21 protein-coding genes are annotated in these 21,498 nt (G+C 57.9%); 3 read left to right on the top strand and 18 right to left on the bottom strand.

Going from position 1 to position 21,498, the window contains the following annotated elements:
* Positions 1 to 5: 5 nt before the first annotated feature.
* Positions 6 to 749 (bottom strand): AzlC family ABC transporter permease, encoded by a 744-nt coding sequence (locus GSF01_RS13090; RefSeq protein WP_159884632.1) that lies wholly within the window; start codon positions 747 to 749, stop codon positions 6 to 8.
* Between the two features lie 284 nt (positions 750 to 1,033).
* On the opposite strand from GSF01_RS13090, the gene GSF01_RS13085 reads away from it, so the two are divergent.
* Complete coding sequence (locus GSF01_RS13085) at positions 1,034 to 1,783, top strand: MgtC/SapB family protein (protein ID WP_159884630.1); 750 nt, start codon at positions 1,034 to 1,036, stop codon at positions 1,781 to 1,783.
* A gap of 162 nt (positions 1,784 to 1,945) precedes the next feature.
* Here the strand turns inward: GSF01_RS13085 and GSF01_RS13080 are convergent, their stop codons facing one another.
* Positions 1,946 to 2,359 carry a hypothetical protein gene (locus GSF01_RS13080; protein ID WP_159884628.1) on the bottom strand — a complete coding sequence of 138 codons (414 nt, stop codon included), beginning with the start codon at positions 2,357 to 2,359 and terminating at the stop codon, positions 1,946 to 1,948.
* A 36-nt stretch (positions 2,360 to 2,395) separates the two neighbouring features.
* Positions 2,396 to 2,518, bottom strand: a complete 123-nt coding sequence (locus tag GSF01_RS30045; RefSeq protein WP_268893711.1) for a hypothetical protein — start codon at positions 2,516 to 2,518, stop codon at positions 2,396 to 2,398.
* Between the two features lie 258 nt (positions 2,519 to 2,776).
* Here GSF01_RS30045 and GSF01_RS13075 point away from each other — a divergent pair, with 258 nt between their 5' ends.
* Both GSF01_RS13075 and GSF01_RS13070 read left to right on the top strand, forming a co-directional pair.
* Positions 2,777 to 3,496, top strand: a complete 720-nt coding sequence (locus GSF01_RS13075; RefSeq protein ID WP_159884626.1) for a 3-ketoacyl-ACP reductase — start codon at positions 2,777 to 2,779, stop codon at positions 3,494 to 3,496.
* Positions 3,497 to 3,543: 47 nt separating this feature from the next.
* The gene (locus GSF01_RS13070) at positions 3,544 to 4,557 is read left to right on the top strand and encodes an LLM class flavin-dependent oxidoreductase (RefSeq protein WP_159884624.1); all 1,014 of its coding nucleotides are present in this window, start codon (positions 3,544 to 3,546) and stop codon (positions 4,555 to 4,557) included.
* Between the two features lie 127 nt (positions 4,558 to 4,684).
* On the opposite strand, the gene GSF01_RS13065 is transcribed toward GSF01_RS13070, so the two are convergent.
* The 15 genes from GSF01_RS13065 to GSF01_RS12995 form a co-directional block, all read right to left on the bottom strand.
* The gene (locus GSF01_RS13065) at positions 4,685 to 5,197 is read right to left on the bottom strand and encodes an SRPBCC family protein (RefSeq protein WP_159884622.1); all 513 of its coding nucleotides are present in this window, start codon (positions 5,195 to 5,197) and stop codon (positions 4,685 to 4,687) included.
* Between the two features lie 42 nt (positions 5,198 to 5,239).
* A complete protein-coding gene (locus GSF01_RS13060; protein WP_159884771.1) occupies positions 5,240 to 5,578 on the bottom strand; it encodes a DUF1801 domain-containing protein in 339 nt (112 codons plus the stop codon).
* Between the two features lie 8 nt (positions 5,579 to 5,586).
* Complete coding sequence (locus GSF01_RS13055) at positions 5,587 to 6,201, bottom strand: TetR/AcrR family transcriptional regulator (RefSeq protein ID WP_159884620.1); 615 nt, start codon at positions 6,199 to 6,201, stop codon at positions 5,587 to 5,589.
* A 225-nt stretch (positions 6,202 to 6,426) separates the two neighbouring features.
* Positions 6,427 to 7,644 (bottom strand): WD40/YVTN/BNR-like repeat-containing protein, encoded by a 1,218-nt coding sequence (locus GSF01_RS13050; RefSeq protein WP_159884618.1) that lies wholly within the window; start codon positions 7,642 to 7,644, stop codon positions 6,427 to 6,429.
* A 242-nt stretch (positions 7,645 to 7,886) separates the two neighbouring features.
* Positions 7,887 to 9,269: an NADP-specific glutamate dehydrogenase gene (gdhA, locus tag GSF01_RS13045; RefSeq protein WP_159884616.1), complete on the bottom strand. Its 1,383-nt coding sequence runs from the start codon at positions 9,267 to 9,269 to the stop codon at positions 7,887 to 7,889.
* Positions 9,270 to 10,108: 839 nt separating this feature from the next.
* A complete protein-coding gene (locus GSF01_RS13040) occupies positions 10,109 to 10,600 on the bottom strand; it encodes a DinB family protein (RefSeq protein WP_159884614.1) in 492 nt (163 codons plus the stop codon).
* Positions 10,572 to 11,780: a CaiB/BaiF CoA transferase family protein gene (locus GSF01_RS13035; protein WP_159884612.1), complete on the bottom strand. Its 1,209-nt coding sequence runs from the start codon at positions 11,778 to 11,780 to the stop codon at positions 10,572 to 10,574. The genes GSF01_RS13040 and GSF01_RS13035 overlap by 29 nt, the downstream gene beginning before the upstream one ends.
* A 43-nt stretch (positions 11,781 to 11,823) precedes the next feature.
* On the bottom strand, positions 11,824 to 12,414 hold the full coding sequence (locus GSF01_RS13030; protein WP_159884610.1) for a cysteine dioxygenase family protein: 591 nt from the start codon (positions 12,412 to 12,414) through the stop codon (positions 11,824 to 11,826).
* A 171-nt stretch (positions 12,415 to 12,585) separates the two neighbouring features.
* Positions 12,586 to 13,443, bottom strand: coding sequence for a CoA-transferase (locus GSF01_RS13025; protein WP_159884608.1), 858 nt, complete (start codon positions 13,441 to 13,443; stop codon positions 12,586 to 12,588).
* Entirely contained in the window at positions 13,440 to 14,330 is an 891-nt protein-coding gene (locus tag GSF01_RS13020) for a CoA transferase subunit A (RefSeq protein WP_159884607.1), read from the bottom strand. Before GSF01_RS13020 ends, GSF01_RS13025 begins: the two co-directional genes overlap by 4 nt.
* On the bottom strand, positions 14,327 to 15,709 hold the full coding sequence (locus GSF01_RS13015; protein WP_235941438.1) for an LLM class flavin-dependent oxidoreductase: 1,383 nt from the start codon (positions 15,707 to 15,709) through the stop codon (positions 14,327 to 14,329). Before GSF01_RS13015 ends, GSF01_RS13020 begins: the two co-directional genes overlap by 4 nt.
* An 18-nt stretch (positions 15,710 to 15,727) precedes the next feature.
* Positions 15,728 to 17,779 (bottom strand): ABC transporter ATP-binding protein, encoded by a 2,052-nt coding sequence (locus GSF01_RS13010; RefSeq protein ID WP_159884605.1) that lies wholly within the window; start codon positions 17,777 to 17,779, stop codon positions 15,728 to 15,730.
* Positions 17,780 to 17,941: 162 nt separating this feature from the next.
* Complete coding sequence (locus GSF01_RS13005) at positions 17,942 to 18,877, bottom strand: ABC transporter permease (RefSeq protein WP_159884603.1); 936 nt, start codon at positions 18,875 to 18,877, stop codon at positions 17,942 to 17,944.
* A gap of 20 nt (positions 18,878 to 18,897) precedes the next feature.
* Positions 18,898 to 19,821 (bottom strand): ABC transporter permease, encoded by a 924-nt coding sequence (locus GSF01_RS13000; RefSeq protein WP_159884601.1) that lies wholly within the window; start codon positions 19,819 to 19,821, stop codon positions 18,898 to 18,900.
* Between the two features lie 18 nt (positions 19,822 to 19,839).
* Complete coding sequence (locus tag GSF01_RS12995; RefSeq protein WP_235941437.1) at positions 19,840 to 21,483, bottom strand: ABC transporter substrate-binding protein; 1,644 nt, start codon at positions 21,481 to 21,483, stop codon at positions 19,840 to 19,842.
* Between the last annotated feature and the right edge of the window lie 15 nt (positions 21,484 to 21,498).

The raw sequence follows: 21,498 nt of genomic DNA, 5'->3' as shown, positions 1-21,498 counted from the left end.
GCGGCTCACCTCCACCGTTCCACCACCATCCCTACACAAGGCGCTGCCAGGATCGCTAAGATGACCGCCGCATTGACGGGCATCACCTGCAGAGCGGCCACAAACAACATTACGGCCCCTACGGCCGTTAACAGCTCCGGCAGCTTGCGCTGCTGAGCGGCGATCTGCATCACAAGCAGCCCGGCGAACATGGCGGGCAGCGCATAAGGCAAGCCCACGGCATCCGGATCGGGAATCCAGGCCCCGAGGTAAGCACCGGCCCAGGTGGCAGCGATCCAGTTCAGCTGAGCCGTTATATTCAGCCCGAACATCCAGCGGTCGGTTCTCCCGTTCATCCCGCTGCGCAGACGATGAATGGCAACACCGAAGGTTTCATCGGTCAGCTGGGAGCCGATCAATACGTTTTTCCATGCGGGGTGATTGCGAAAATACGGCGATATGGCGGCGCTGAGCAATAAATGCCGCATGTTGACGAACAGCACCGTAAGCACGATCGAGGCAGCCGGAGCCCCTGCTGCAAACATGCCGGATACGACGAATTGCGCAGATCCCGCATACAGAAACGTAGACATCAGCACCACCTCGAGGCCGGAAAGACCGCTTGTCCGGCCTACGACACCAGCGGCAAAGCCGATGCTCAAGTAGCCGAGCAGCGTGGGCACGCAATCCTTCACCCCCAGCCAGAAGGAGCCCTCCGGAAGAGCCTCCGCGGAAGCGCGCTGCAAGGGTTCGGGTTTTAGAAGGGTCATGTTGTCACTCCTTAAAGCTTCGACAGAAACGGTATCTCTTCTGAAGCGCCTACTTCCGTTAGGAAGCTCGTTAACCACATGATAATCATAGAGAGCGATCATGTCCACTCTTGCGGCCCTCATAAAAACTGTCAAGAAAGTGGCAGTCGATGAATATATGAAGTATAGCGGGCTGACACGAATGCTGCAGTCAAATAGATTTCGCTGCCCCATTATAGGTGCTCGTCGCCAGAGGGCAGCATTGGTGCTCTCCGCTGCGACGGGTCCAAAGAAGGAGTTTTGCTATGAGCAGCGTCTGGCATCTTTCACATATCGACCTGACGATCCGCCTTCTGCTGGCGATGATCTTCGGGGGTCTGGTCGGGCTCGAAAGGGAATGGCATAATCACGCGGCTGGACTTCGAACGCATATCCTCGTTTGCCTCGGCTCCACCGCCATCATGCTGCTCTCGATCTACGGCTTCTCCTCCTTCATGGACGAACTCAATGTCCGTGCCGATCCCGCCCGGCTTGCCGCACAGGTCATCAGCGGGATCGGGTTTCTCGGCGCCGGTACGATCATGCGCACCGGCTTAACCGTATCCGGCCTGACGACGGCGGCTTCCATCTGGGTCGTCGCCGCGATCGGTCTCTGTATCGGAGCCGGCTTCTATTATGGCGCAGCCTTGACGACTTGCCTCGCGCTGCTCTCCCTATTCGTGCTGAACAAATGGGAGAGGGTACTGCTCCGCAGCCGAAAGACGCGCGAGGTCGTTATCCTGGCGGAGGACAAACCCGGCGCGCTCGGCTCGATCGCCTCCGCCTTCGGCGACCTTGGGATGGAGATCGTTCATATCAAGATCAACGCCGAGAAATCAAGCGCGACGACAGGCTCCATGGAGCCTGTCGTAAGTCTGTACTTCAGCCTCAAGCAAGGCTCCGAGGAGGAGTGGATCGCAGCTCTTGAGCGTATCTCCCGGCTCAGCCCTGTCATCTCCACCGACTCCAAGCTGCCTTCCGGCGACGGACGCGCCCGCGGTCCCCATACTCTATAGGCAGCCCCCCGCAGCTTGGCCCTGAACGTATCCGCTACAAGTATCGTTCGGCATTCACTTAACCAGACCAAAGACCTCTTCAGCTAACGCTAGCCGAAGAGGTCTTTGGTCTGGTTGCGAAAGACGCGGGAGGCCGGAGGTCGCTATCCCCTCCTGACCGTATTAGTCCTCCCGCGGAGCCAGGTTGCAGCCGGTTATCCGGGGATGGCTTCGGGAGCTGCGGGGCTGCCCGCCCGGCTTATCCTTACCGGACCGGGAACCGGCTGCGAGCATCCGGGAGGTCAGCTCCTCGAACCATTCCTTATCATGCGTGATCAGAGCCAGCTCAATCAGGCCGTCCCAATCCTCCTCGACCGCCGGACTGGAGTCCACCAGTTTTCTCAGCCGATGCTCCCTTGTCTGCACCAAGGTATTGATCAGCCGCTTGCGGTCGCACTGCGTGATCCGGACCAGTATCGCTCCCCCTTCCAGCTTTGGCGCGGAATCGACATAGCCGATAAATTTTTCGTCCCATACCGAGGTTCCGCTTACCCAGTCCCCTTCTCTGAAGAACTCCTGATTATTCGTGGCTGTCATTCTCCTCACCTCTTTCGTTGGTATACCTTTCCAATTCTACTGTTGCCCGTATGCATCCTGTGTATACTTCCAAGCGTACCGCTCATCCACTTCCGTCTCGACGATCGTTCTCTTCGGCTTTGCCAGCACCGCATGGAGACGGTCTTCTTCTGAAAGCACCGCTCACGGTCCTGTGCGCTTCGCCCTCCGCTTTGCCGACTTTCCCCGCTTTGCATTTGAAGACAGCAACTGTTATTATATTTATGACAGTTTTGAAAGTCACGCAGTCCTGTTCTTCTCAGTAGCAGGTATGTATGGGCTTCTGGGTCGTTAGGCTGCGGGCGGATCTGTCTGGCTGTTTGATTATATAATATACCAATATAGCCGAAATGAAACATTTTTGGGGCCCAAGCAGCCCCTCTACAGGAGTGGATAACCTTGGAATTGAAGCATAAAACCGCCATTATTACAGGGGCTGGCAAGGGGATTGGCAAAGCTGCCGCTCTCTCGCTTGCCAAGGAAGGAGTGCACCTGGGGCTGATCGCGCGTACTACGGCTGATCTGGAGGCGCTTCAGGCCCAGTTGACCGGCGAATACGGCGTCCAGGTCTATATCGCAGCGGCCGACATCTCCAGACGTGAAGAAGCCGAGCGGGCTTTAGGTCTGCTCATCCGGCAGCTCGGATCGCTGGATATTCTGATCAATAACGCGGGGATCGCCAGCTTCGGCAAGCTGGCCGAGATGGAGCCCGAGCAATGGGAAAGCATCATTCAGACGAACCTGATGGGCACCTACTATGTCACCCGGGCGGCGCTGCCGACTATGCTGGAGCAAAGCAGCGGCAGTATCATCAACATAGCCTCGACCGCCGGCGAGCGGGGCTTCGCAACCGGCTCAGCCTACTGTGCTTCGAAGTTCGCCGTACTGGGCATGACGGAAGCGCTGATGCAGGAGGTGCGCAAGTCTAATATCCGCGTTACCGCCCTTACTCCAAGCACAGTGAACACGGAGCTTGCCGTCAAGGCCGGGTTGCCGATCGGGGATGAAGACCGCATGATGCAGGCCGAGGATGTGGCGGAGCTGATTCTTACCGCATTGAAGCTCCCGCAGCGGGTGTTTTTGAAAACAGCAGGCATATGGACGACCAATCCGCAATAAACGGAAAGCATGCCGAACACATGTAGAACTGGAGGCGAATACTCAAAATGACTATTCCGATTTCCATACTGGACCTTGCTCCGATCGTGTCGGGCGGCACAGCGGCAGATTCCTTCCGGAACACGCTGGACTTGGCCCGCCACGCCGAGGAGTGGGGCTATAACCGCTACTGGCTGGCGGAGCATCATAATATGCCTGGCGTCGCCAGCTCGGCCACCTCGCTGCTGATCGGCTACGTAGCCGGAGGGACCCGCACCATACGCGTCGGCTCAGGCGGCATCATGCTGCCCAATCACGCGCCTCTGGTCATCGCCGAGCAATTCGGCACGCTCGAGTCGATGTACCCCGGCCGGATCGACCTGGGACTCGGCAGGGCTCCCGGTTCGGATCAACTGACCGCCCGCGCTCTGCGGCGCGGCACAGGCAGCGACGGGCATGATTTCCCGGAGCAGCTTAGCGAGCTTCGCGCTTACCTCAACCCCGAGCTTGACCCGGATTCGGACGCGCGTCCGATGGGTGTGCGCGCCGTACCCGGAGAGGGGCTGAACATTCCGATCTGGCTGCTAGGCTCGAGCGGCTTCAGCGCACGACTCGCCGGTCAGCTGGGACTGCCATTCTCCTTCGCTAGCCACTTTGCTCCCGAGTATTTGCTGCCGGCGCTGGAGCTGTACAGAAGCAGCTTCCGTCCATCGGAAGCATGGGAGAAGCCGTATGCCATGGTCGGTATCAACATCATCGTCGCCGATACCGATGAGGAAGCACGCAGGCTTGCTACGTCTCACGAGCAGCAATTCCTGAACATCATTCGCGGACGGACGGGACCTTTGCCCGCTCCGGTTGATTCCATGGACGCCCTGTGGACGCCCCAGGAGAAAATGATTGTCCGCGGCAAGCTGAGCTACTCGCTGGCTGGCAGGCCGGATACGATCCGGGAGAAGCTGCCGGCCATAATCAAGCAGACCGGAGCGGATGAACTCATCGTCACAGCCCCCGTCTACGATCATCAGGCGCGGCTGCGCTCTTATGAACTGCTGGCTGAGGTTGCTAAAAAATTAGACTGACGCGAAAAACGAAACAGCAGCGGCCATGGACGAGAAATTAAAGTCCAAGACTGCTGCTGTTTTATTGAAAAAGCGTTAAGGTTTTTGGCCGAATAACTTTTTATCGCATTCTACTTTTTATTGCATTCTACTTCAGAGAGACAAGATAGTCGGCAAGTTGATCGAAAGTACCTTCAAGACCTTGTTGAAGCATGGAAGCCATACCCTTGTAGGTTTCTTGTTCCTCAGCGGAAGCGTTCACAGGGCCACCCTTCAGCTTTAAAACAGTTTTACCTTCGTCATCTTCTAGCGTGATGATATTCATTATTTCAAGAGGCCAGCTCGGGCTAAAAGGCGCTCGGACCGTATTGCCTTGCTCATCGGAAAAGGATTGGATATAAGCCACTTTTTCTGGTTCAATAACCTCTTGGTAGGCAAATTTCCCCCACATAACGTGATTTCCGTCAGGAGACGTCTGAAAACCTAAAAACTCGCCACCTGATCGAGCGTCCATTTTAACGACTTCGAGGGCAAACCCCTTTGGTCCCCACCATTTCGCGAAATGCTCGAGCTCTGTCCATGCTTTAAATACGAGTTCGCGAGGGGCATCGAATACACGCGTAAATGAAATTTCGAACGAATCATTCAGATTGTTTTCCATGAACTTCCTCCTTTTTTTGAAGGGAACTATTCCCGTTCTTGGTTACAGAGTGCTTGAAGCCTGAAGCAGAAGATCGGCCAGGAGATCGTAATCGGGTGTATCCTCTTTACGGATTTTTAGCCATTTCCTCTCGTCTGGCCCTTCAAATCCTTTCGGAAACGTAAGGCCGGAAGAATTCATGATCATGAATGCAATGGAATCTTTCGAAGGGGATATAACCGCCGCATAGTGTCCATTTTTCAGGAAATGGGGCTTCTTGTACTGAATGCGTTCTTCGGCTTCCGGAATCACCTGATGGACCATCTGGCGTAGTTGGTTGCTGACATCGATTTGCCAGGGTTGACTAAGGTTCTCGATAAATGCGGAAACTTCCTGATTCATCATATGTTTTACCGCTCCTTTTCACAGCTTGTTTTGGAAAGAGTTAGAGATTGGACAAATATGTTCACGTTCTCTTGAATGAACTGATCGAGACTGATTCCAGGGTAATTGTTACCAGCTTCCAAATCATTAATGAATGCGCCATATTGAGCCATCAAAAATGTAAATGCCTGCATGGTGGGGTTCGGACAAACTATTTTTCCTTTTTCGGACATCGTTATAAAGTAATCTGTCAGATACGTCAATAGTTGGCGAGGATGTTGCAGGCGGCGTTCTTTAAAGCCGGGGATATGGACCTCATCTTTCAAGGCGATCAGAATCAGCTTTCGGTCTCGATTCATGATGTCATGATATTTTTTACTGATGGCCAGTAGGTCGACCTCTAACTCCCATACGATCTGCTCATTGAAGAGTACTCGCATCTCTTCGGCATACTGAAATCGTTCGAGGGCGGCTTCAAGCAAGTTTTGCTTGCTGCCGAAATGTCGAAAAAGCGTCTTTTCGCTTAATTCGGCAGATGAAGCGATTTCCTCCGTCGTGACGCCGTGGTAGCCTTTCTCCGAGATTAGGTCGATCGCAGCCCGTAATAATTTCTCCGTGCTCCCTTGCTTGGTTTGACGCATGATCAACTCCCTTTCTGTAGATTACGAAATGTCTGTCAGTGATGACTGACATTATATTATTACAGTTTTTCCCTCTCGTCAAGAGGACTGCACCTCGCTTGTAAGAAAAAAACCTCCCGCAAATCGTGCATCAAGCCCTTGTTGGCCCATGCATGAAGGACCCGGCGAACATTCGCCGGGTCCTTCATGCATGGTTTTATCCGCAGCAGCTCGCTGCTGCTCTGCCTATTTATCCTGCTCCGGCTCATCGAAGGTGTACGCCTTCGTCCAGCTTTGGCCGCCGTCGGAAGTCGTATACATCACCGAAGGATCGGTATGATCCGTCGTGATCCACCAGCCATGATCCGCATCTGCCATAGCGAGCAGCGACGGGCCATAACCGGTCAGCGCTTGCTTGCCGTTGGTCCAAGTCTTCCCTCCATCCTTGGTCCAGCCGATGGTGTTAGGCTTGTCGCAGGCCGGACATTGTCCGCCCATGAAAGCTACAGCAGGGCTGGCCACGTACAAGGGCCCGGGCCTCGAGCCCGTATTGGTCTTCCCTTGAGCTTGATCAGCGGGCAGTCCGGGAGCGGGTCCTCCGCCCGCCGTCGAATTGGCAATAACCGTCTGCCACTGCTTGCCTCCATCGCTGGAATGGAAGAGCGAATACGAGGTTTGCGTCATACCCGTGCCTCCGATTAATTCGATCCAGACGTCATCCTTGCCTGCGGATCGGATCTGCGCGTCTGTGGCCGGTACCACGCCAGCCATCTTCCCGATGGTCTGCCAGCTCCGGCCTTCATCGTTCGTTCGCTGTACTTGAATCTCATTCTGGCTCTGCGTAACCGCCCAGCCTATGCCCCCTTCGCGAAAGTAGGGGTCGCCCTTTATCCCCCCGGGCACGGCAAGCTTCGTCCAGGTATGACCGCCATCCATGGTTCGGGTGTCCGCGCTATAAGCTTCCGTCTTGGATACAAAATGCAAGAAGCCCGCATTCGGCACGGTTCCCGCATCCGCCCAGGTTTGTCCCCCATTCTCCGTACGGATCAACCGGAGCGGACCCTGCGAGTCGACCTTGTCGGCCAAGGTAGCCCAGGCTTCCCGGTCGTTCAAGGCAAACAGCTGGTTAACGATCCCCGCCCCCTGGTACTGCCCTGTCCAATGCTTGCCGCCGTCATCGGGCCGGGCAATCCAGCCGCTGCCCCCGACCCAGCCCTTCTGCGGATCCGCCAGCCGAACGGCTGTTATCTTGCCCATATAGAGAGCTTCCGGCGGCTGTACAGGACCAGGCTGCGGCTGCGGCTCCGGCTTCGGCACCTGATCCCGGCCGTCTACCGAGACGCTCGGCGGCTGTGTATCCACGGTGCCCGCACCTGGGCTGCTGCAGGCGGCAGGCAGCAAAAGCGGAAGCGCAAGGAGCATGATCCGAATAGGGAACTTTATACCTGACCTTTTCGCACTCATCTTCGGCGTTCCTCCCTCCAACCTATAAATGATTTGCAGTTCTTGGTAGAACCTAGTCTTTATTAGCCAATCCCGGTTCCTATCAATCGGGCGATGGGTTCGCCACTGTCCCTCGCAAACAGCTTATGATCGTTAGCCTCTCCTTCCTGATGGAGGATTATGTCATGATGCTCGGTATACCAAAAAAGCCTGACAGGGAAATATGCCTGTCAGGCTCGGAGAAGCTATGCTGCTTCTAATGCTTAGATGACGCCTTGCGCGATCGCAGCATCAGCTACCCGGATAAATCCGGCGATGTTGGCTCCGACAACAAGGTTGCCCGGATAGCCGTATTCCTCGGCAGCTTTGACGCTGTTCCGGTAAATATTGGTCATGATGATATGCAGCTTCGCATCGACTTCTTCAAAGGTCCAGGACAGTCTCATGCTGTTCTGAGCCATTTCAAGGGCAGATACGGCGACGCCACCGGCATTGGCCGCCTTAGCTGGTCCGAAGAGCACGCCGCTCTCCAGGAATACCTCGATAGCCTCCAGCGAAGATGGCATGTTGGCTCCCTCAGCGACTGCTTTAACCCCGTTGGCAACCAGCAGACGGGCTGACTCATCGTCAATCTCGTTCTGAGTCGCACAAGGCAGCGCAATGTCGCAAGGAATCGACCAGATGCCCGTACAGCCTTCATAATAAGAGGCCGTAGGATGCACCTTCACATACTCGCTGATCCGGCTTCTCTCCACTTCCTTCAATCTTTTGACGGTATCCAGGTTAATGCCTGCCGGGTCATACACATATCCGTTGGAATCGCTGCAAGCTACGACCTTGGCGCCCAGCTGGGACGCCTTCTCGATGGCATAGATCGAAACGTTGCCTGAGCCGGATACCACCACCGTGCTGCCGTCGAAGCTGAGACCGGCATCCTTCAGCATTTCCTGAACGAAATAAACCGTGCCGTAACCGGTAGCTTCCTTACGGGCGAGACTTCCGCCATATCCGATGCCCTTGCCTGTGAGAACGCCTGCTTCGAAGCCGCCGCGGATACGTTTGTACTGGCCGAACATATAACCGATCTCACGCGCTCCAACGCCGATATCGCCGGCCGGGACGTCCTCGTCCGGTCCGATATACTTACAAAGCTCAGTCATGAAGCTTTGCGTGAATCGCATGATTTCCCCGTCAGACTTGCCCTTGGGATCGAAGTCGGAGCCGCCTTTGCCTCCGCCGATCGGCTGCCCGGTCAGTGAGTTTTTAAAAGTTTGCTCAAAGCCGAGAAACTTGATGATGCTCGCGTTGACGGACGGATGGAACCGAAGACCGCCTTTGTACGGACCGAGACTGCTGTTGAATTGGACGCGGAAGCCGCGGTTGACCTGAACCTGGCCGCGATCGTCCACCCATGGAACCCGAAAAGTAATCAGCCGCTCCGGCTCGGAGATTCTTTCCAGAATGCCGTGTTTGATATAGGTAGGATACTTCGCGAAGACGGGCACGAGCGAATCGAAGATTTCCTTTACAGCCTGATGGAATTCACTTTCGTGAGGATTACGCTGGATTACCGCTTCGTACACCTGATGGACGTAGTCCTTAGCGACTTGAATCGAGTCTTGCGTGATTTCTTGTACGATGGACATCTGATCTTGTTCCTCTTTTCCATAGAATGTAATTAATGCAGAATAAGGGGTTGCCTGCAGCAGAGCGGATTACGAATTGGGGTGTCAAGAAAAGTCTCTTCAACGATACGAATGCAACCCAGAAAAACGTATTCGGTTAGAACCCTTTTCTTTTTTCTTATTACTTTACAGGAAATACAGCCAATTTGACAATCATTCTTGCTAAAATTCTCGAAATTGTTCGGATTTTAGCCGTATTTGCGAATGAAAGCGCATACTTCACCAGTATTTTGGCAGCTAAGTCTACATTATCTTTACAACAGGCTTCCATGACCGCGTAACCTGTTTGTAACTTTCTTACTTCTGTTCCGTTCCACGATCGTGGACATCAAGAGAGATAAAACCCTCAACCTCATCCATTTTTTAACATGACTATGGGCTATGTATATGGAAATCGGCCTGTCAGAATTCGCGCAAAAAAAGAGGCCGACTACACCTTGCAAGAGAGATTGGAACGAATGGCTTTATACAATGGAAATTCCGGACTCACCTCGGGGGCTTATAGGGAGGAGAACAACAGCATGGGCACCGAACGAAATCCCCTTGAGGACGCTTAAATGCAAGGAGAAGACAGGACGGTGTTCAAACCAAGCAGCCGACATCGATTTTACCGCAGATGAAATAGGTTTGCGCTATGGCGTCTCATTTAACAGCACTCGCGACAAGTATAGACAATGATTCCGGATATCGCAAGCTTTCTGCATAAATGAATAAGCCAAAAGCCCGACGCAGATTGCCGTCAGGCTAGGTTTAATGCCCGGGCCGTTTGCTCGATTAAGCAACTGGCCAAGGTAGCAAGACTAATTTGCCGCCCTGTAAGCGGCTAGCGTCCGCTCGATCTGGGCCACATGAATGTGTACATGGCGGATAAAGCTCTGGAACAGCTCCGCTAGGCTAACCTCATTGCCGTTATTTATGCCTGTAAGCTGCCAATCCTGAGGAGCCAGCCTTTGATACCACAGCAAGTTATAAGCCAATATAGCGTCGAAGGCCCCCAGAATATGCGATAGCGCAGCTTCATTGGCTCTGGCCGAGCTGACCCAGGCATCCTGCTCATACAGAAGGAACGGCGGAGTTCTCTCGGCCGCGATCTTTCGGATACGGACCGCATGTACCAGGCTGGAGTCCACCAAGTGCGAAATGATTTCCTTCACACTCCACTTGTCCGGAGAAGGCTTCCATTCCAGCTGCTCCTCGGCAAGGCCGGCTATGCTCTGCTTGATCAGGTCCGACGTCCCGCGATATTCGTTGATCGCATGGCCGCTAGCGAATTGAAGCGTTGTCTCGCTCATAAGTATTGACTCCCCATTCCTCGAATAATTCGTTTGTATGCTGCCCCTTCTGTGGCGGCCTGCGGTAGATGCCGAAGGCGTAGCCCGAAAGCTTCGCCGGGTACCCGACGGTGGTGGTGGCCGTCCCGTTCGGAAGCTCCAGCCGGTGCAAAAGCCCGCTGTCCGCGACGGCCGGATCGTTCAAGATATCCGCATACGTATTGATCGGCGCACATGGAACGCCCCGATTGTCGAACTCCTCCAGCCATTCGGCGGCCGTCCGCGTGCTGAATACGCGCTGAAGCAGCTCAGCGAGCTCCTTCTGATGCCGGGCTCTCAGCGTCTGCGTACGGAAGCGCGAGTCATCGGCCAAGGCGGGCAGACCTACGGCATCGCATACCTCGCGCCACAGCTTGTCATTGCCTGCAGCGATAACGAACGGCTGGTCGCTCCCCCGGTAGCCCTGGTAAGGGGCATTGCGGGGATGGGCGCTCCCGAGGCGCTTCGGCGCCGCCTGATTGCCATAGTACTCGCTGGTCTGCAGAGCGGATATACCCAGCACGCTGCCCAGCATCGGACAATCGATATAAGTGCCTTGTCCGGTGCGTTCCGCCGCCAGCACGGCAGCAGCTACGGAGTAAGCGGCATACAGACCGGCCGTAAAGTCGGCTACGGGAACCCCGCATTTTACCGGCTCGCCTTCTTCCTCCCCGGTGACGCTCATCAGGCCGCTGATCGCCTGGATCGTTACATCGAACGCCCCCTTATGCGCATTAGCCCCTTCTTGTCCATAGCCCGTGATCGAGCAATATACCAGCTTGGGATTCAACCGGGCTAATGTCTCGTAGCTCAAGCCGAACCTGGCGAGTACGCCCGGCCGGTAGTTCTCGATAATGACATCGGCCTTGGCGCAAAGCTCCTGCAGGCGGGCGACCTGCTCCGGCGATTTGAAGTCCACGGCGATACTGCGCTTATTCCGGTTCAGCGAGCTGAAGTTGGAGCTGAACGACTCTCCCTCCTCATTGGAGAAGAACGGCGGCCACTCCCGCATTCCGTCGCCTACATCCGGCCGCTCTACCTTGACCACATCCGCTCCCAGATCGGCGAATAACATCCCGGCGAACGGGCCGGCGGCGATTTGGCCGAATTCCAATACCCTGATGCCCGCCAGGGGCCCCGATACCTGTTTAGCCTCCGACATGAGTCTCTCGGCCCCTTTCTTATAAGGTGGTGGCACGACTCGCCTACGAACCGTAGATCGGCTCCTCGTTGTCATGCCGGGTGACGACATCCCGGTAACTCCCCGTTGCCACATCATGGATATGGCGGGGCTGCTTGCCTATATCGGTGCCGTAAATGTGCAAGGTGATCGCCGGTTCCCCGAACGGGTTGGATACCCCATGAATATCGTAATCCGGCGGATATACGAATGAAATATCGCCCTTGCGGGCAATCGCCTCTCCGACCTCGCGAACGGCATACCGCGGCTCGGCGGCTTCCCCGCGATCCTCACGACGGTACCGCTTCTCCACCACAGCGCCCTCATACAGCCCCACGAGCCCCCAGACTAGATGATCGTGCACAGGCGCAGCTTGTCCCGGCCCCCAGATGAAGGCAATGACGGAGAAGGCTTCATCTTCCGGCTTGTACAACAGATACTGGGCGTATTTGTCCGGGCGCGGCGTCCTGTATTCGGCCGGGATGAGGCTTTCATTCTGCAGCAGCTGCTTCAGCAGAGGCTTCACCCTGTCGATAATCGTGCGGTAATCTTCGGTTTCCTGCAGAATAGCTTCGATATCCTGCTCAAGCTGTTTCCATTCATAGTTGCCGCTCATCGGCATCCCTGCTTTCTTCTGATTTCTCGCCAGGCCTGCAGCTCATAACCTGCCAAAATACGACGGGAGAGCGGCCGGCCCAGCTTCATGCCAGGCTCCAACCTATAGCGAGCCCTTGATCCGCCGTCCCCTAGAGGGCTCCCTCGCCGGTGAACATCGACGGCTGCTGACTCAGCGGAGCGACTGTCTGGCGAAGATCGGGTAGATCCGCTCGAGCTGCGCACGGACAACGGTCCGCAGCAGCTCCAGCTCCAGCCCCGTCGGCGGCTCCAGCCTCTCTATCCCTAGCCCCGCCCGCTCGGCAGCATCCCCATCCATTCTTCCAGGGGCTTCAGCCCGATCTTCTCTCCCCCCGAAAGCGTGGAGCCCCAGATCGAAGCCGGTCTGCGCCTGAACCTCGGCCGGCTGCACCCCGGGGGCCACGGCGGCGAGCCGCAGCCTCGACTGTCGGCGACCGGCGGCACAGGTGCTGCCATCGGCAGCCAAGGCCGGAGGCTCTGCTGCGGCATCTGCCGGCCGCAGCACGCCAAGGGGAGTAAATACGCCCTCCACCCGCCCCCGCCGGAACATCTGAGGCGCAGAGTAAGCGGCCGAGCTAACAAAATCAAGCTTCTCCGGAAAGCCCTTCGGACCATGGTCCGTTTTGAAAAGCAGGATACGGCGGCATACGTAGGCCACGACGCCTGAGCCCGCGCCTCCCGGCAGCCGTACCTTCGGCCGATCATAATCGCCGATGACATGAAGATTGATATTGCCCCAAGCGTCGATCTGCGCCCCGCTCAGGAAAAACACATCGATGCCGCCACGCTGCATGCAATCGAAAAACTCCTTGGTCCCCTCGAAGGGCCAATCCGGCTGCCCGAGAATATAGGCCGTCGCCCCGGGTGCATGAAGCGCCTGAGCCAGCAGCGCTGCGGCGGCCGGTATCGGGGAATGGTTGCCCACCCCGATCACCTCCCCGTCCCGCAGCTGCCGGGCCAGCAGACAGATCAGCCATTCCTCCTGACCGTATACTTCCGGACTTGTCATCGGTCCGCCTCCTTCAGAGCCTGAGTCTTGCGAAGGCTCCGGCCGCAGGAAGCGTCTAGCTCGCCCTCATCTGGCGATCCCGCCGCATAGCGGGCCAAGTAGGCGGAGAACGCCTCCTCCGACCGAGCGGCCTCCATATACAGTCGAACATGCTCCTCGTGGATCCCGTAGTATCCCGGGCAAGCTGTCGGCCATGCGCCCCCAGGCGCAACGACCACTGCGCTCACATAGATCGAGGGAATGAACGAGCCTTGTACAAGGCGGAGCTCCTCCGGCGATACGAGCTCCTCCACCGAAGCGATCGTGAAGGCCGAGGCCTGGGCGAGCAGACGGTTGTTCTGGGAGGGGCTCGCGATCACATTCCCTAACGTATCCGCCTTATAGCCATGGAACAACGCCGCATCGGGGCGCAGAGCCGGCACGACGGCTATCTCTTCCTGCCCGACATACGGATTGGTTAGGACATGGAAATCGGAGCGGATTCGCATATAATCCGTACCGAGCAAGCCGCGCACCGGAATGAACGGAATCCCCATCGCCCCGGCCTGAAGCGCTGCGGCCAAAGATGGGCAAGCATGCTCCTTCCACGTGACGGAGCCCCGCTCGAAGGCGCGGCGGAAGTTTAAGCCGAAGCCGAATTCGCCCATCGCAATTTGCGAAAATTCAACCGAACTCACCAGCCCTGAGCCAATCAGCATATCGGCGTTCATAGCAGCCGCCCCTGAGCAGATCAAGGCGAGGTCATGCTTCCCCGCACGGATAACCTCCCTGATGAGCGCCATCGGGGACATCTCCATATTGCCGCTGACGGCCACACTCGCTCCATTCGGAATCCGGCCGACGGCCTCCGGCAGCGAAACGATCTTAGATGCCGCGCCCCTGCTCATATCCGCTCGCGTCCCTCGGCCAGAGCCGTTCCCTCTTCATTCTTCTCTTCGGAGAATCGATTGGCCGGCTGACTCAGCCCCAAATGCCCGCGCAGCGTTGTGCCCGTATACGCTTCCCGGAACACGCCCCGATTCTGCAGCTCCGGCACGACCCGCCCGCAAATATCGTCGAGACCGCCCGGCATATAGGGCGCCATCAGGTTAAAGCCGTCGCATGCCTCCCCCCGGAACCACTCGGTCATCCGGTCCGCGATCGTATCCGGCGTACCGACTACGACATGATGCGAGCGGCTCTGGATATACCACCTGGCGGTCTGGGCTAGGGTCAGGCCTTCCTCTCTGGCCTTGCGAAAGACGAACTGGAAGCGCCCCCGGCTGCCCCGGATCTCATGCTCGATATCCGGGAATGGAGCTTCCGGGTCATGCCGGGACAAATCATAATTCATACTGCCGGACATAAAGGCCAGTCCCGTATTCGTATCGATCAGCGATTGCAGATACCGCTCCTTCTCCCGCGCCTCGCGCTCCGTAGCGCCGACGATCAGCATCGTGCCCGGCAAAATCTTCACATCGCCGGGCGAGCGGCCATACTTCCCGGCACGGGCCTTGAAGTCCCGGTAGAAGCTCTGCGCGGATGCCAGGTTCGGCTGAGCCGTGAAGATCAGCTCGGCGTGACGCGCCGCCAATTCCCTGAACGTCTCCGACGATCCGGCCTGGATGAGCACCGGGTGCCCCTGCGGGGAGCGCTGCACATTCAGCGGCCCCTTGACGTCAAACCACGGACCGCGATGATGTACGTAGTGAATTTTGCGCTTATCGGCGAAGATGCCCCGCTCTTTATCCAGAACGAGCGCATCCGCCTCCCAGCTGTCCCATAGCGAGCGGACGACCTCGATAAACTCCAGCGCCCGTTCATAGCGGGTTCCATGATCGAGATGCTCCGCTTTGCTGAAATTACGCGCCTCCGCATCGCTTGTCGAGGTGACGACATTCCAGGCGACTCGCCCCTTGCTCAAATGATCCATCGTCGCGAACATCCGGGCGATATGGTAAGGCTCGTGATAGGTGGTGGAGGCCGTCGCGGCCAGACCGATATGTTTCGTGACGGCGCCGAGCGCCGAGATCAGCGTCAGCGGCTCCGCCGACAGCGCCGGGCGGTGGGTCACCGTCAGATCGAAGCTGCCGCCGTAATTATCGTCGATCGCCAGCTTGTCGGCGATGAACAGCATGTCCAGCTTGGCCAGCTCCGCCTGCCGGGCGATGGCCGCATAGAAATCCAGATCGAGCGGACTGCCCGTCTCGGCGTCCGGATGTCGCCAGCCGCCGGCATGATGGCCGTTAGCAGCGACGAAGAGTCCCAAATGCATCTGTTGGCTCATGTGGTTTACTCCTGCTTCCTATAAGGGATGATGGCATGCCGCCCAGTGTCCGGGACCGACCGCCGCCAGCTCCGGGGCCGCTTCCTTGCACAAAGCCGTGGCAGCCGGGCAGCGGGTGTGGAACCTGCAGCCGGGTGGAGGGTTAGCCGGTGACGGCATCTCCCCCTGGAGCGGCGCGTAGACCCTTCGCCGGTTCGGGTCCGGCACGGGAATAGCCGATAAGAGCGCATGCGTGTAGGGATGGGCCGGATGGCGGAACAGCTCGTCCGTAGGCGCCACCTCGACCAGCTTGCCGAGATACATCACGCCGATCCGATCAGAGATGTAGCGTACAATATTCAGCCCATGCGCAATGAACAGGTAGGTCAGCTGCAACTGCTGTTGAAGCTCCTGCATCAGGTTCACGACCTGGGACTGTACCGACACGTCCAAGGCCGACACAGCTTCATCGGCGAGCACAAACTTCGGATTCAGCGCGATGGCCCGGGCGATGCCGATCCGCTGGCGCTGGCCGCCCGAGAACTCATGGGGGAACCGGTCGTACCACGACGGGTTCAAACCGACGAGCTGCATCACCTGCTGCACCCTCTCGCGCTTGGCTGCTCCCCTCAGCGACTCATGCACCCAGAATGGCTCGCCGATAATATCGCCGACCTTCCAGCGAGGGTTAATGGAGCCGTACGGGTCCTGGAAGACCACCTGCATATCCCGCCGCAGCTCCTTCCCCTGACGGCTGCCCCGAGCGAGCAGATCCTGGCCTTCGAAGACGACGCGTCCCGCGGTTGCCTTCTCCAGCTGGAGCAGCACGCGGCCGAGCGTCGACTTGCCGCAGCCGGATTCGCCTACAAGCCCGAACGTTTCGCCCTTGCGGATATCGAAGGTGACATCATCCACCGCGCGGATAAAACCTTTGCCCCGCTGGAACAGTCCCCGATGAATGGGGAAATACTTCTTGACTCCCTGCACCTGCAACAGCACCTGACCCGATGCCTCCGGCGCCTTTCTTGCTCCGCTAACACTCGCGACAGCCGCCTCGTCCGCTGCCTCGTCCAGCGTACCGCCGAACATCTCGGCGGCCGCATGATCGAGCTTCTCCGCGTGCCAGCAGGCTACCTCGCGGCCATGAAGCTCGCGCAGCGGCGGATCCTCCGTCCGGCAGCGGTCCGTGGCATACGGGCAGCGGGGGTGGAAGCGGCAGCCGGCCGGCAGATCGGATAAGCTGGGGATCGAGCCCTTAATCGTGTACAAGCGCAGCCCCCGCACCTGATCGATCGTAACGATGGAATGAAGCAGCCCTTGCGTATAAGGGTGGGCCGGATTCTCGAACAGCTGCGGGGCGGTCGCCTGCTCCACCACCTTGCCCGCATACATGACGACGATCCGGTCCGCCATCTCGGCCGCTATGCCCAGGTCATGCGTGATGAGAAGAATGGACATGTTCAGCTCTTCCTTCAGCTCCCGAAGCAGCGCGAGAATCTGCGCTTGAATCGTGACGTCCAGCGCCGTCGTCGGCTCGTCGGCGATCAGCAGCTCCGGTCCGCAGGCGAGCGCCATGGCGATCATCGCCCGCTGGCGCATCCCGCCGGACAGCTCATACGGATACTGCTTCATCCGGATGTCCGGTTCAGGGATGCCGACCCGCCGCAGCAAGGTCACCGCCCTCTCCCACGCCTCCGCCTTGCCGATTCGCTCGTGCCGCAGCAGCACCTCGACAATTTGATCGCCGATGGTGAATACCGGATCGAGCGCCGTCATCGGCTCCTGGAACACCATCGCGATCTTTTTGCCGCGAAGCTCGCTAATCTGCCTCTGCGAAAGTCCGACAAGGCTCAGTCCGTCCAGCCTAATATCACCATGGGAGATCACGCCGTTGTCGTAGTCGATCAGACGCATGATGGAGAGCGAGGTGATCGTCTTCCCGCTGCCCGACTCGCCGACCAGACACACCGTCTCGCCCTTGCCGATCCGCAGGTTGACGCGATTGATGGCATTGAGCGAACCTCCCGGGGTACGGAAGTCCACGGATAATTGCTGGATATCCAGCAGTTGTTCCTGTTGTAGTTGTGCCATTTAGCTCCTCCTTCTTGGCCGGCCCTTCACCTTTCATCCGTTCCCTCGGCTGTACCGGCTATCGCCGAAAAAGTCCGGCAAGCCCGCTGAGCAGCAGTCCAGTCCGGAAAGGCCGCATTTTTTGCAGCCCTTCCCCTGCTTCCCATGCTCCCCCTCCAAACCTTAGGCCCGGCCCTTCTTCGGGTCCATCCGGTCGCGGATCTCATCGCCAAGCAGATTGACGACAACGACCAGCAAGGTGATCGCGAGCCCGGGGAAGGTAGCGACCCACCAGGCCACCGTCATATAGCTGCGTCCTTGCGACAGCATGTACCCCCAATCGGGGATTTCCTGCACAACGCCGAGTCCCAGGAAGCTGAGCCCCGTGCCGACAAGAATCGAACTGCCGACGCCGATCGTCATCATGACGAGCAGCGGAGAGAAGCAGTTCGGCAAAATATGACGAAACATGATCTCCAGATGCGAAGTGCCGACGGCCCGGGCCGCATCGATAAACGGACGGCTGCGGATGGAGATCACCTGACTGCGGATGACCCGGGCCTTGCCGGGGATGGAAGCCACGCTGATCGCGAGGATAACATTGAAGAAGCTCGGCCCGAGGGCCACTGAGATCGCAATGGCGAGCAGAATGCCCGGGATGGTCATCAGAATATCGTTCAGCCTCATGAATACCGAGTCCACCATCCCGCCCCAATACCCCGCAAGCAGGCCCAGCACCGTACCGACGAAGCCTCCGATTACGACGGACACGACACCCATCAATAAGGACTGCCGGCTGCCGTAGATCACCAGCGTCCACACATCACGGCCGAACTGGTCCGTGCCGAGCCAGTGGTCGAGACTTGGCGCCTGAAGCAGGCGGTCCGGCTTCATATCGGTAGGCGAATACGGCGCGATCCACTGCGGAACGAGGGCGCATAGGATCAGGAACAGAAGAATGGCGAGAGAGAAGCTCCATAGCAGGCTGGATAACCGGGGCGTACGAAACGGCCGGACGGCAGAGGACAGCTTCCATTTCCATCCCGATCTGCGGTCCTGCGGTTTGGCGTGCTGCGGCAGAACGGCTTCCGCCCTAGCCTCTATGGTCTTTGTCGGCATACCGGTAACCCCCTTACGGCCTAAGCAGATTTGCGGACGCGCGGGTCCACGTACGAATAGGAAACATCGACGAGCAGATTGACGAGTATATTGAAAACTCCTGTAAGTAAGATAGCGGCCTGAATAACCGGGATGTCCTTCTGATTGATCGCATCGACGACCAGCTTGCCCAGCCCTTGTCTCGAGAATACGGTTTCCGTCACGACGGCGCCTGACAGCATCTCGCCCACAAGCAGCCCCAGCACGGTCAGCGCGGGCAGCAGCGCGTTGCGCAGCACGTGCTTGTACAGCACCAGCCGCTCGGACAAGCCCTTCGCCCGCAGCGTGAGCACAAACTGCTCGTGGATCACCTCCAGCACGCTGTTGCGCACCATACGGGCCAGCATGCCGGCCCCGGTCACCCCGAGGGCGAAGGCCGGCAGGATCAGCTGCTTGAAGCTGCCGTTGCCGATCGCGGGAAGCAGCTTCAGGTGCACCGAGAAGATCAGGATCAGCAGAATGCCGAGCCAAAACTTCGGCATCGATACGCCGAGCAGGCTGACGACGCGGACGATATAGTCAAGCGCCCGGTTGCGGTAGACGGCAGACAAAATGCCGAGCAGCACCCCGAGGACGATAGCGAACAGAGTACTGACCGCCGTCAGCGCCAGCGTAGCCGGCAGCTGAGCGATCAGCCGATCCATCACCGGCATGCTGTTGGCGAAGGAGTAACCGAAGTCGCCTCTCACGCTATCCCACAAGTAGGAGAGATACTGCTGCCAGAGCGGCTGATCGAGGCCGAACTGCTGCCTGAGGAACTCCACCCTGTCGGGAGCTGCGTCATCTCCGGCGATCATCTGGGCCGGATCGCCCGGCAGCCAGTGGATGATCAGAAAGACGAGCGTCAACGAGCCCAGCAGAACTGGAACGGAGACCAGCAGCCTGTTCCATACATACTTCGCCATGAGCAGCTCTCCTTCGCGTTATTGTTGAATCCAGGCGTCATAAAATACCGGCCAGGCGGGATGGTCGAATGTAATGCCCTTGACTTCTTTGCCGGAAGCGACCGAATACTGGAAGACATATGTCGGAATGGAATAGACATTGTCGATGATATATTCCTGCGCTTCTCTATAAACCGCCTTCCGCTTCTCCGGGTCCTGCTCCAGATAGCCCTGCTCCAGCAGCTCATCCAGCTTCGGATCGTTAGCTCTGGCGATATTATTTTGCTTGGAAGGCCCCTTGGTCGAGAACAGCTGACGCAGCACATCCGGATCGCCGGAAAATTGGCTGGCCGCCACCAGATCGTAGTCGCCCTTGGTGCGGCGTTCCGAGTAGGTGCCTGCCGGCAGCGAGACGAGCTTCAGCTCGATGCCCGCCTGCTTCAGCTGCTGGGTGAAGATCGAGTTCAGATCGAGCCGCTTCTCGCGGTTGCCCTGCGTATCGATGAACTCGATCGTCAGCCGCTTGCCATCCTTGCTCCGGTAGCCGTCCGCCCCCTTCGCCCAGCCCAGCTCGTCGAGCGTTTTGTTCGCCCCGGCCAGGTCCGGCTTGTATGCATTTTCCCGGGAGGAAGAATAGGCGAACTGGTGCGGAGTGAGCGGAGACCAGCCCTGCTGGGAGGTGCCCAGGTAAATGGTTTTAATGGCCGCATCGAGATCGAGCGCGGAGCGAACGGCCTGTCTCGCCTTCAGATCGTTCCAGGGCGCGCGCTGCTGATTCAGATACAGCGAATAGTTGACCTGCAGCAGCTCCGTCTCCTGTACGTTGAACGACTTGTCGGCCTTCAGCGCGACGAGATTTTGCGGAGGAATGATATCCGCCACATGGACCTGCTTGCTTTGCAGCACGCTGACCCGGGTCGCCTCCTCCTCCACATACTTGACCGTCAGCTTATCGAGATAGGCGGGGCCTTGATGCTTCGCATTCGCCGGTCCCCAGTTGTAATCCGGGTTCTTCTCAAACTCAACCTGTGTGCTCGGCGTCAGCTTCTTCAGCTTGAACGGGCCGGTGCCCACCGGATTTTGCGGAAAGCTGTCTCCGTATTTCTTGACGGCTTCCGGAGACACCATGCCAAGATCCACCTTGGCCGCATTGCTGAGGAACGGCGCGAACGGCTTCTCGAAATGAATCTTGACCGTAAACTCGTCCACGACCTCCGTCTTCAAGTAAGGGCCGATTTCATTGAACGAGATGGAAGCCTTCGTCGCCGGGTCCTTGATCCGGTCAAAATTGAACTTCACCGCTTCGGCATTGAAGGGCGTGCCGTCATGGAACTTCACGTCCTTGCGGAGCTGGAACGTATACACTTTGCCGTCTGCGCTGACCTCCCAGGAGGTAGCCAGCCAAGGCTGGATCGAATGGTCGGGCAGCTCGACGACCAGACTGTCATAGATCGAGCGCATCACGCGCGTCGTCGGAGCGAACCCGGCCTTGTGCGCGTCCAGACTATCATTGGTGACTGTACCGGCCAGCGCCCAAACGAGCTCTCCGCCGGGCGTGACCGTCCCTCCGCCGACGGCTCCGGCCGCCGGGCTGTTACTGTCTCCATCGCCGCAGCCGGTCAGCAGCAAGGAGGCGGCCAGCATGAATCCTGTCAGGTGTACCCATGGTTTTCTCTTCTTCATCGTTCATCCCCATCT

The organism is Paenibacillus puerhi (genome assembly GCF_009846885.1).
GTDB classification, from domain to species: domain Bacteria; phylum Bacillota; class Bacilli; order Paenibacillales; family NBRC-103111; genus Paenibacillus_G; species Paenibacillus_G puerhi.
This window is presented reverse-complemented; position numbering and strand designations above follow the sequence as displayed.